Source organism: Dialister histaminiformans (genome assembly GCF_900103425.1).
GTDB classification, from domain to species: Bacteria; Bacillota; Negativicutes; order Veillonellales; family Dialisteraceae; genus Allisonella; species Allisonella histaminiformans.
Genome location: NZ_FMXA01000020.1, coordinates 1 through 10,335, shown reverse-complemented (window position 1 = coordinate 10,335; position 10,335 = coordinate 1). Strand labels below are relative to the sequence as shown.

Below are 10,335 nucleotides of genomic sequence, written 5' to 3'. Positions count from 1 at the left end.
AGAATGGCATAACCATTCTTGCGGCCTTATGATCTGCTTTAAAGATGAATAAGAGTCAAACGTACAACAGCACGCTTTCCTATATCCCAACATACAGCATTCTACTTTCCACCATCTAGCAAAGGCCGGGCTGTCCATAGTATGGAAATCAAAGATTTCATAATTCTGTGGACTTACAGCCAATGACGACAAGCGCCATTGGCGTCATTCTCCCTTTCTCCAGAGAGGGAAATATGTGATATCCTTCTGCTTTCCTTTATTCAAACAAAGTGGAATCAACTATCCACCGACTTCGTCGGTCCCCCTTTCTTTCAAGAAAGGAACATCGTTTCTCATGCTTTCCTTTAATCAGCTTTTGCATTCTTGCCTTTTGCAAAAGAGAATATTCCGCTTCACTCCTGGAATCCCTGGAGATTGCACCGTCCCGAGAGTCTGTTCAGAATGCTTGCCAGGTTTTCCTCAAATCTCGCGAGCTCAATTCTCGCTCCTGTCTTTTCTGTCTTCTCTTTCCGCGGTACAATAATGGGAAACTGACTGAATAAAATTCTCCGGAGGACTTATGAGCACACCATTAATCACCCTGTATCCATCGTTCTATTCCCGCTTTGCCTGCAAGGCCGGTGACTGTGTCCACTCCTGCTGTGTCCAGGACTGGGAAATTGATATCGATGACGATACCGCTGCCCTGTATCAGTCTATGGACGGTCCCCTGGGGGAAGAAATCCGGCAGTCTATGCGGAAAAATGAAGAAACCTATTACTGGGACATGAAAGACGGAAAGTGCCCTTTCCTGAATAAACAGGGGCTTTGCCGCATTGTACTGGAAAAAGGAGAAGGCGCCCTGTGCGATATATGCGCCATGCACCCTCGTTTCTTCGTCTGCGCAGGAAATTTTGAACTGGCAGGCACCGGACTATGCTGCGAAAAGACGGTAGAACTGCTCCTGGAAGAGAAAGGGCCCCTGGTCTTTGTCACTGACTACCCGGAAGAAAAAGCATCCCTTGCCTCGCTCCTCCATGCCCTGGGATATAAGGCAGACAAAAAGAACCTCATCTTCAGTCCTTCCATAAGCACCATCTGCTATGAGCAACTGCTCTCTCATTATGAGAAGACTGAACCCATCAATGCCGCCTGGACCACCTCTCTTCTCCATATGAAAACGCATGTACAGAAAGCAGCCGACCGGGTCCATCAACTGTTGGAGGAAATACCGTCTTCCCATCTTACCCGGATATACCAGTACATACTCTACCGGGGTCTGGAAAAAGCAGAAACCTACGGACTCCCTGCCGTGATGGCCTATGCCCGGGAAAGCGTAGATTTCATTCTCCTTGCCACCGCCTTCTACGGTGACTTCCCGGAACAGGTCCGTCTATGGTCAGAACAGATTGAATATGATACGGAGAATGTGGATTGGCTGCTCTCCCTTCTGTCCGGGCAGTAGATGAGCGAAGCTTATCACTCATTTTTGACTTTTGTTCAGCTTCACATTCTATTTTTATTTATGACACGATAAAACGGCTTCCCATGGGAAGCCGTTATATATATCCTTCGGTTTAACCCGACAGGAAACCGAAGGGTTTCCTATCGGATGTCTGAAACATCGGATAGTCTGCCTTTTTATTGCATCACTATCGGCGCAATGCAGATAGCCACTGATGTCAGGTAGGCCAATCCGGCGAGGATGTTACCAATACCAATCCGTGCAATCAGGGATTCTCTTCTTGCTGTTGTCTGTGTCATGGGGGAGTACCTCTCTCGTGTCACTTATGACAGGAATCTCAAATTGTAGTTATTTGTTGTCATACATTCAGTATATCAGATTTTGTCAACAGGGAAAATAAAGATAGCCTTCGGCTCATGGTCGGTGCAATTCCACAGGAATTGCAGTGGGGTGGATATTGCACATAGCTTTTTCATCTAAAGCAAAAATATTGCATACATCAGCACGCTTTCCTATGCTCGAACATACAGCATTCTGCTTTCCACCAGACAAACTACTGTAGCCGTCTGCAGACAATCAGATGGTTCAGACGGTCAAACTGGAAGTCTGTGGGGCTTCCTTTCAGACTAAAAGAACTCAGAACATTTTCATGCTTTCCCTTATCCCAACATAGAGGATTCTACTTTCCCCCACCAGCCAGCAAAGACCGGGCTGTCAATAGTATGGAAATCAAAGATTTCATAATTCTGTGGACTTACAGCCAATGACGACAAGCCCTTGTCGTCATTCCACCCTTTCTCTCCAGAGAGGGAAATATGTGATATCCTTCTACTTTCCTTTATTCAAACAAAGTGGAATCAACTATCCACCGACTTCGTTGGTCCCCCTTTCTTTCAAGAAAGGAGCATCGTTTCTCATGCTTTCCTTTAATCAGCTTTCGCATGCTTGCCCTTTGCAAGAAGAGAACATTCTGCTTCATTCCTGTAATCTGCAAGGATTGCACGGTCTCGAGAATCCAACCTGGATTCTTGCCAACCTATGAGCCTTGGCTCATACCGACTCGAATCCCGAAGGGATTTGCAGACAGCAGACAAAGTTTGCTACCTTTACCCTCTCTCTCCAGAGAGGGTAAAGTTTCGCAAGCTGTCCTTTTGTGGGCTTCAGGATGTTTACCTTTTTATAAAAGATTATTCTATATCCCCCTGCAATCCCCATAGGATTGCATAGCTGTATAAGCCTTGGCTCATACAGCCTTACATCCTGAACGGATGTAAGGCCCTGCGAATCCTATGATTCGCAACGACAGCAAACAAAGTTCACAGCCTTTCGGAATTTGCTGACAGCAAACTGCAGCTTGTGAGATTTTCCTCACTTCTCAAATCCGTCTTTCCGATTCCCCTTATCTGCCTGCAGGCAGCACGTCCTCTACCGCTTCCCGGCATCGTTTTACCGCTTCTTTCAGCGTTTCCCTTTCTATATTGAGCGGTGGGTTGAAATAGATTACATCGCCTATGGGGCGCAGTACCAGTCCTTTTTCCATAGCCTTTCGGAAGACGTGCCAGCCGATTCTTTTTCCCGGAGCGAAGGATTTCTTTGTCTTCCTGTCTTCTACCAGTTCGATAGCATTAATCAGACCGATATGCCGGATTTCTCCAACATGCGGATGATTCCCCAGCGCTTTCATCAGTTCCTCATGAAGCTCTTTTCCCAGCGTATTCACCCGCTCCAGCAGATGATCCCGTTTCATAATTCTGAGCACCGTAAGCGCAATGACGCACCCCAGTGGATTTCCTGCATAGGTATGGCTGTGCACAAACGCTTTATGCTTTTCATAATCATCGTAAAAGGCCTGATAAATGGCCTCCGTAGTAATGGCAATCGACATGGGCATGTAACCGGCGGTAAGCCCTTTAGATGTACACAGAATATCAGGAGATACTCCGGCATGTTCTATGGCAAAGAACTTCCCTGTACGGCCAAATCCGGCGGCAATTTCATCATCAATCATAAGTACACCGTATCGGTCACAGAGTTCTCTCAGCTTCTTCAGGTAGAGAGGCGGATATATACGCATCCCTGCGGCTCCCTGCAGGACTGGCTCCACAACCACCGCCACCGTCTCCCGTCCATGGGCGGCAAACGCTTCCTCTGCGCTGGCGAAACATTCCACCTGGCAGGACTCCCTCGTCTTCCCGTACGGGCATCGGAAGCAATCCAGCCCATTCAGATGGATATTGTTCATCATCATGGGCTTATAGATACGGGCATATAAATCCATGCTGCCTACTGACAGTGCTCCGATAGTTTCCCCATGATAGGACGAGTCCAGACACATAAACCGGGTGCGCCGGGTCTGTCCAATCTGGTGCTGATACTGAAACGCCATCTTGAGCGCACACTCCACCGCTGAGGATCCATTGTCACAATAATTAAAGCGACAGAGTCCCCGGGGCAGCACGGTCATAAGTTCCCGGGCCAGCTCAATAGCCGGACGATGGGTAAAATTACTGAAAATGACATGTTCCATCGTATCCAGCTGTTTCTTCACCGCCTCATTGATCTCCCGATTGGCATGTCCCAGCAGATTACACCACCAGGAAGATATGATATCAATATATTCCTTCCCATGTTCATCATAAATATATGAACCATGGGCGTGGTCAGCTACCACCGGTGGAAACACTTCCCCATCCTTCATCTGCTGCGCCGGATGCCATATATACTTCCTATCCTCTTCCTGCCAGTTGATTTTCTGCTTTTTCATACCCTTTCACCCTCACTTATAACATACCCGCTCTTCTTATTTTCCGCCCCAGAACGGCTGCCAGAAGACAGAGCACAATATCCCCCGGCACAGCCAGAAGGAAACAGTACAGAATAAGCGGCCATAGTCCCAACGGTGTTCCCAGATAGAAATTGTTAATCACATAGACGTAGGCCATACCACATCCATACACCACGGCCAGGCCGGCCAGACAGGCCGCCACATACCGGGTCAGCGAGCCGTCTGGCGAAGTTTCTATAATCTTTCCCGTCAGCCACGCTCCGGCGGCAAATCCGATGAGATAGCCAAATGTAGGCTGGAAAATATAGGCTATGCCGCCCCCTTCAGTAAACACAGGAACTCCGACCAGCCCCAGAGCCAGGTACACCAGAACCGCTCCGCTGCCGCGCCGGCTTCCCAGAAGGATACCCGCCAGCGTAGTAAACAGCAGCTGTAAAGTAAACGGGCAAACCGGAACCGGAATCCGAATAAACGCCCCTACTGCAATCAAAGCCGTAAAAATCCCCATTCTCACCAAATCCCCCACAGAACGATGCGGCACCGAGGTTGTAGTCTGATTCATAATTGTCTCCTTATACAATGAGAAAAAGTTTACATAAGCATACAATATGTTGACTAATGCTGCAATCTAAGGTTGACAATTGTGGCATAGACCGTGAGAAAAGACAGCTATCTACTATCCTCCATATGAATCAGCGACCTGGAAGGATTTACACAACAAAAAAAGCACCTCATTTGAGGTGCTTTCATTGTTCAGCAATTCAACTGCCAGCCGCAATTTCCTTATGGAAATCCTCCGGATTTCCTCAAAGGGGTGTGTTTTTATTAAACTCCTGGCTACCATTATTATGGGAATTCTTCGAATTTCCGAAACAGATGACTTGTAGCCCGCAACAACAAGAGATTGTTGTTGCGCATCTCACGGTTAGAAGTTAAGCTCACCATTACCTAACATCTCTAGGAATAAGCGACTGGGAAGGATAGGCACGAAGACAAGGGATTGTCTTCGTGAGCTGCACTCCTTAACGGTCTCAAAATCTGTAAGATTTCTATATTCAGAAGGTGCAGCTGGGACGTTAAATTGTCCATGGGATGGTCTGAAAAAGTAGAACTGCAGGGGGATTTTCCTCTATTCTGTGGTGAGCTTCCTTGTTCAGCAATTCAACTGCCAGCCGCAATATCCTTATGGAAATCCTCCGGATTTCTTTCCTTTATGGTTTGCGGCTCGCGAAGACAATACTTTGTCTTCGCGCCTCACCAGGTCCACCACAGACCTGGCTGTCTTTCTTATGGGAAATCCAACGGATTTCCTTTCTATAATGACTTACAGCCCGCGGAAACAATACTTTGTTTCCGCGCCAAGTATTTCGGCATGTGCGCTTAACTTTCGTGTTGGCATGGGAGCAACGACAATGTCTTGTCGTTGCTGGCTACCATTCAGCTGAATCGAAATCCGAATGGATTTCCTATAAATGGTAGCCCGGCCTTTTCTAAAGTGTCGTCATAGGCACTCTTGCGACACCTATATCCATGCCAGCTGATGTACTCCCGTACATAGAAAGTACTTGGCTCATAAATATGACTAACCTAACCTATTCATCTCAATGTAACTCCTAGCGGCCTGGAAGGAAAAATAGGACACTAAAAAAGCTCACCATCATTCATGGTGAGCTTCCTTATTCAGCAACTTCCTATCCTCCCAGATCGCTTCCAATCAAGTACTTTCGGCGTTTACAAGCTTAACTTCCGTGTTCGGCATGGGAACGGGTGTATCCTTGTAGCTATTGTCACTGTACATAAAATAGTATCACAGTTTTCTTTCTCTGTAAAGGGTTAATTTCAGTAGAGCGGGGTTTTGGTTACGTCGCTGGAGTTGAAGTCGGGAATGGTTTTTCCGTTCTTTGTTATGGTGGACGGGTTATCGATAGTGGCTGAGTAGTAGGTGGCTTGTCCGTCAGCTCTGACTCTTACACCATACCAGGCCGTGGAGTCATCTGCAATGGTTACATTTCCGGAATTAATTCCTGATGAACCCTGATTAATGACCTGGCTCCAAAGTCCGCTGAAATCTCCTGCTCTCTTGTTATTTATGAACACGCCTCTGGCCCCATAACCGCTGGAATTTCCGTTGTTGTACACGGAAAACGTCCCATCCGGATTTCTTACAACGGCCACTTCTACCCAACTGTCACCGTTCTGATCGCTCAATCCGCCGAAGAAGCTGATATATGGGAATTTCTTACTATCCCCATCTGTATATCCGTTGGCAATAGCTTCCTTTAAGGAGTCCGCCAATACTTTCCCGGTATGCTGATCTTCCGGGTGTTCTGACGGGTTATCCCCCGGATCCTCCCCACCGTGTTCGCCATTGATAATGTCCACGACACTGGATGCCGACCCATAAATCTGCTTTAATGAATCGGTTAAACCACCATGTACATAGACATAGATGCCCACAGCTACAACCAGTGCCAGCAGAAGCGCATATTCAATGAGATCCTGCCCTTTCTGTCGTCTGTTGCTCATGACCATCCTCCCTGCTAATTATTTATCATTCTCTAAAATAAGGTTTCCGTGTGTACATCACTGCCATCGAAGTTCGGAACTTCCGGACGATTTCCTATTTTGATAAAAGACGGATTGTCCGTAGTGGCTTCATAATATACCGCATGGCCGTTAGAATCGAGGCGTACTCCGTACCACTGCGTTTTATCATTAGCTACCGAAGCGTTATCAGAAGTGATGCCAATCCCAGACGTATTGATAATATTTCCCCAGAGTCCCTGATAGTTTCCGTATTTTCTGCCATCAATCTTTACGTTACCGGAGGCCCCTCCATCTACGCCAAAAGTTCCATCGGTATGACGCACTACGGCTACTTCTACCCACGCTCCATCGCCCAGGGTAATACGGCCGGTATCCACCGCTTTTTTCAATGCCTGTGCCAGAAGATGTGCATTTTGTCCGTCTACGCTCTGCTGCGGCTGCTCAGAAGAATTGCTGGCAGTCCCCTCCAGCAGACTATGCGCATTGTCATACACCGTTCCAACCGACGGAGCCAATCCTGATGAGTTCATATAAATAAACGCACCAATTCCAACAATCAACGCCAGCAGAATCGCATATTCAATCAGATTCTGTCCCTTGTTTCTCACCGCTGTTCCCCCGAAATGCAAAGTGACATCACCTCATCTCTGTACCACGGCAAAGTGCAATTATCTATCTTCGTCATATATAAAAATAATATAGGAGTCAATGAGAAGGGATACGCAAAGGGCTATGCAGACCGTTCCCGTTTCACAAGCCTGTAAAAACAGGTTTGGGAGGTAAGATATGCGCAGGCAAAGAAAGGGGGCGTACATATTCCCGTCATTGTAAATTCGATGCACTCTTCCGCTCTGGACGGCGCGCTCTGGACGGCGTCATCCGTTACAGACTCAGAACCCCAGCGTACAAAGTACAGCTGAGACCCTGAGCTGTACCGGTTCCTTGCCAGAACAAAAGCCTGCATCGAATTTACCTTCACACCTATATCCATGCTGCACGAACTTTCGGATTCACGTCCAGGAAAGACCTTTGGCCGTGCCATAGCATCGAAATAGCAGGCTCATTTTGATGACAGCAAACATAATTTGCATCTCCTGGATATACAACAAAAACAGACCTCCCGTAAAAGAGGTCTGTTTTCTTCATAGTCTTATGGAAGTTCACTAAACTTCCAGTTGTCATCTGAAAATCTGATTTCTGCAGGCTTGCTGCTTAATCATTCATGTCTGGACAGGTCTACCTTATCCAGCGGAACCACATGGGTTCTGTACTTAATCTTGTGATACAGGAAGGTGACCAGGAACACCGGGAGACCGATGTAGGCTACACTGACACCGTACCAGTCAATGTGATCGCCCAGGAAGGCGGTATAATTCTGACCAGCAGTTACAAATACGCACATAAGGAAGGCCAGAATCGGACCGAATGGATAAAGCGGTGCCTTGTACGGCAGCTTATTCAAATCCTTGCCCTGAGCTACATAAGCCTTTCTGAATCGGTAGTGGCAGATAGCAATACCAATCCAGGCAATAAATCCGGCAAGGCCGCTCATGTTGACCAGCCAGTTATACGCTACGCCATCTCCGATAAGAGAAGTGAGGAATGCTGCCAGGCCAAAGGCAACGGTTGCATACAACCCATTAATCGGAATGCCGCGGCTGTTGACCTTGAGGAAGCACTTTGGCGCCTGTCCGGCTCTTGCCATAGCATACAGCATACGGGTTGCTACATACACACCGGAGTTACCGGAGGAAAGAACAGAGGTAAGAAGTATAGCATTCATCAGGGAAGCCGCTCCAGCCAGCCCCAGTCTCTTGAATACCAGGGTGAACGGACTGATGGAAATGCTCTGTACGTCAGACTTCAACAGGTTTGGATCAGTATATGGAATCAGGAAACCGATAACAATGAAGGATCCCAGATAGAAAAGCAGAATACGCCAGAAAATAGTACGTACAGCTCTCGGGACATTCTTTTCTGGATTTTCACTTTCACCAGCTGCAATACCGATGATTTCCGTTCCCTGGAAAGAGAATCCGGCTACCATGAAAATACTCAGAATACCCATCGCACCACCTACGAAAGGAGCATCACCGATAGTCCAGTTCGTAAATCCCGGGGAAGGATATGGTCCAATCCCAAGAATCATCATGGCGCCGCAGAAAAGGAATACCAGTACCGCAATAACCTTGATGGATGCAAACAGGAACTCGCCTTCCCCGTAAACACGGGTGGAAAGTAAGTTCAGTCCAAACAGAAGAAGCAGGAATAAACCGCTCCATACGGCCGCCGGTACTGTGGGGAACCAGAACTTCATAATCAGAGCCCCTGCAACCAGTTCGGCTGCCAGTGTAATGGCCCAGTTAAACCAGTAATTCCAGCCCAGTGCAAATCCAAGGGATTCATCCACATACCGGCTGGCATACGCTTCGAATGACCCGGAAACCGGCAGATAAGCTGCCATTTCACCCAATCCGGTCATCAGGAAATATACCATGATACCAATCAGCGAATACGCTAATAATGCACCACCAGGGCCTGCGGTACTAATGGTTTCACCACCGGCTACAAAGAGGCCTGTACCAATAGCGCCCCCAATGGCAATCATGTTCATGTGTCGGGCCTTCAGACTTCGCTGAAGGCCCCGGCGCTGCCCCTGTTCGTTCTTCTCTTCACTCATAATTAATCACGATCCTTAATAATTAAAAAACATGGATTCCTGTAATCCAAAACCTATAAATTATAAGCAATTATATAGTGCAAGTATACATATTACAAATAGTAAATATGATTATTTTTGTTGTACCTATACTCATAAATACATTGTTTCGAAAATTTCTATATTTATGATTCGATTGATGAACATAAATGTATTATGTATCTGTTTTGGGTATAAATAATGAGTCTTCAGTTCAAGATATCACCTTACCATCCAAAAGCGGATGGTGGAAAGTAGAATCCTCTATGTTGGAATAAGGGAAAAGCGTGCGGTTGTACGTTTGACTCTTATTCAGCTTTAAAGCAGACCATAAGGCCGCAAGGCCGCAAGAATGGTTATGCCATTCTCGGCTCAGGATGGTGCAATCCTTGCAGAGTTCAGGAGTGAAGAGGAATGTTCTATTCTTGCAAAGGGCAAGAATGCAAAAGTTGATTAACGGAAGCATACGAAACGTTTCCCTCTCTGGAGAGAGAGGGGGACCATCGAAGATGGTGGAAAGTAGATTCCTCTTTGTTGGGATAAGGGAAAGCAAAAGGATGTTACATATGGCCTTTTTTATAAAAACGTTCCTTATCCACTCTCCAACCACATACCTCCAACCTGTCTATGTAGCAAAGGAAAGCATGCAGCACGTTTTCCTCTCTGGAGAGAGAGGAGGGCCATCGTAGATGGCGGAGAGTTGATTCCTGTATGTGCATCGTAAGGAATTATAGGTAAAGCTCCTGACTCTGGCTGCTCCTAAGTTCTTTCAACCTCTGCTTAACCACATAATCAATGTACTCACATACCCCTGACAGGTTCGTTAATATCTCTTTATTCATAAATCGTAATACAAGAATA

The 10,335-nt window shown here is 46.8% G+C and carries 7 protein-coding genes and 1 rRNA gene; 1 reads left to right on the top strand and 7 read right to left on the bottom strand.

The genetic code is table 11. The annotated features are described in order from the left end of the window. The first annotated feature begins 559 nt into the window (after nt 1–559). Nucleotides 560–1,444 carry a flagellin lysine-N-methylase gene (gene fliB / locus BLQ79_RS06815; RefSeq protein ID WP_091365179.1) on the top strand — a complete coding sequence of 295 codons (885 nt, stop codon included), beginning with the start codon at nt 560–562 and terminating at the stop codon, nt 1,442–1,444. A gap of 176 nt (nt 1,445–1,620) precedes the next feature. On the opposite strand, the gene BLQ79_RS08460 is transcribed toward fliB, so the two are convergent. From BLQ79_RS08460 to BLQ79_RS06785, 7 genes are all read right to left on the bottom strand, one after another. After that, nucleotides 1,621–1,743: a hypothetical protein gene (locus tag BLQ79_RS08460; protein WP_268761830.1), complete on the bottom strand. Its 123-nt coding sequence runs from the start codon at nt 1,741–1,743 to the stop codon at nt 1,621–1,623. Nucleotides 1,744–2,843: 1,100 nt separating this feature from the next. Continuing rightward, nucleotides 2,844–4,208, bottom strand: a complete 1,365-nt coding sequence (gene bioA, locus BLQ79_RS06810; RefSeq protein ID WP_091365176.1) for an adenosylmethionine--8-amino-7-oxononanoate transaminase — start codon at nt 4,206–4,208, stop codon at nt 2,844–2,846. Between the two features lie 16 nt (nt 4,209–4,224). Further along, a complete protein-coding gene (locus BLQ79_RS06805; RefSeq protein WP_091365173.1) occupies nt 4,225–4,791 on the bottom strand; it encodes a biotin transporter BioY in 567 nt (188 codons plus the stop codon). Between the two features lie 1,116 nt (nt 4,792–5,907). Next, a 5S ribosomal RNA gene (gene rrf / locus BLQ79_RS06800) occupies nt 5,908–6,024 on the bottom strand. 44 nt (nt 6,025–6,068) lie between these two features. After that, a complete protein-coding gene (locus tag BLQ79_RS06795; protein WP_091365171.1) occupies nt 6,069–6,755 on the bottom strand; it encodes a hypothetical protein in 687 nt (228 codons plus the stop codon). A gap of 32 nt (nt 6,756–6,787) precedes the next feature. After that, complete coding sequence (locus BLQ79_RS06790; protein ID WP_143270102.1) at nt 6,788–7,384, bottom strand: hypothetical protein; 597 nt, start codon at nt 7,382–7,384, stop codon at nt 6,788–6,790. A 608-nt stretch (nt 7,385–7,992) separates the two neighbouring features. Further along, the gene (locus tag BLQ79_RS06785; RefSeq protein WP_091365167.1) at nt 7,993–9,456 is read right to left on the bottom strand and encodes an amino acid permease; all 1,464 of its coding nucleotides are present in this window, start codon (nt 9,454–9,456) and stop codon (nt 7,993–7,995) included. Nucleotides 9,457–10,335: the final 879 nt, after the last annotated feature.

Bases quoted from the DNA above. Each gene is read 5' to 3' on its own strand.
- BLQ79_RS08460 (WP_268761830.1), bottom strand. From the start codon at position 1,743: ATGACACAGACAACAGCAAGAAGAGAATCCCTGATTGCACGGATTGGT.
- BLQ79_RS06805 (WP_091365173.1), bottom strand. From the start codon at position 4,791: ATGAATCAGACTACAACCTCGGTGCCGCATCGTTCTGTGGGGGATTTG.
- fliB (WP_091365179.1), top strand. From the start codon at position 560: ATGAGCACACCATTAATCACCCTGTATCCATCGTTCTATTCCCGCTTT.
- BLQ79_RS06795 (WP_091365171.1), bottom strand. From the start codon at position 6,755: ATGAGCAACAGACGACAGAAAGGGCAGGATCTCATTGAATATGCGCTT.
- bioA (WP_091365176.1), bottom strand. From the start codon at position 4,208: ATGAAAAAGCAGAAAATCAACTGGCAGGAAGAGGATAGGAAGTATATA.
- BLQ79_RS06785 (WP_091365167.1), bottom strand. From the start codon at position 9,456: ATGAGTGAAGAGAAGAACGAACAGGGGCAGCGCCGGGGCCTTCAGCGA.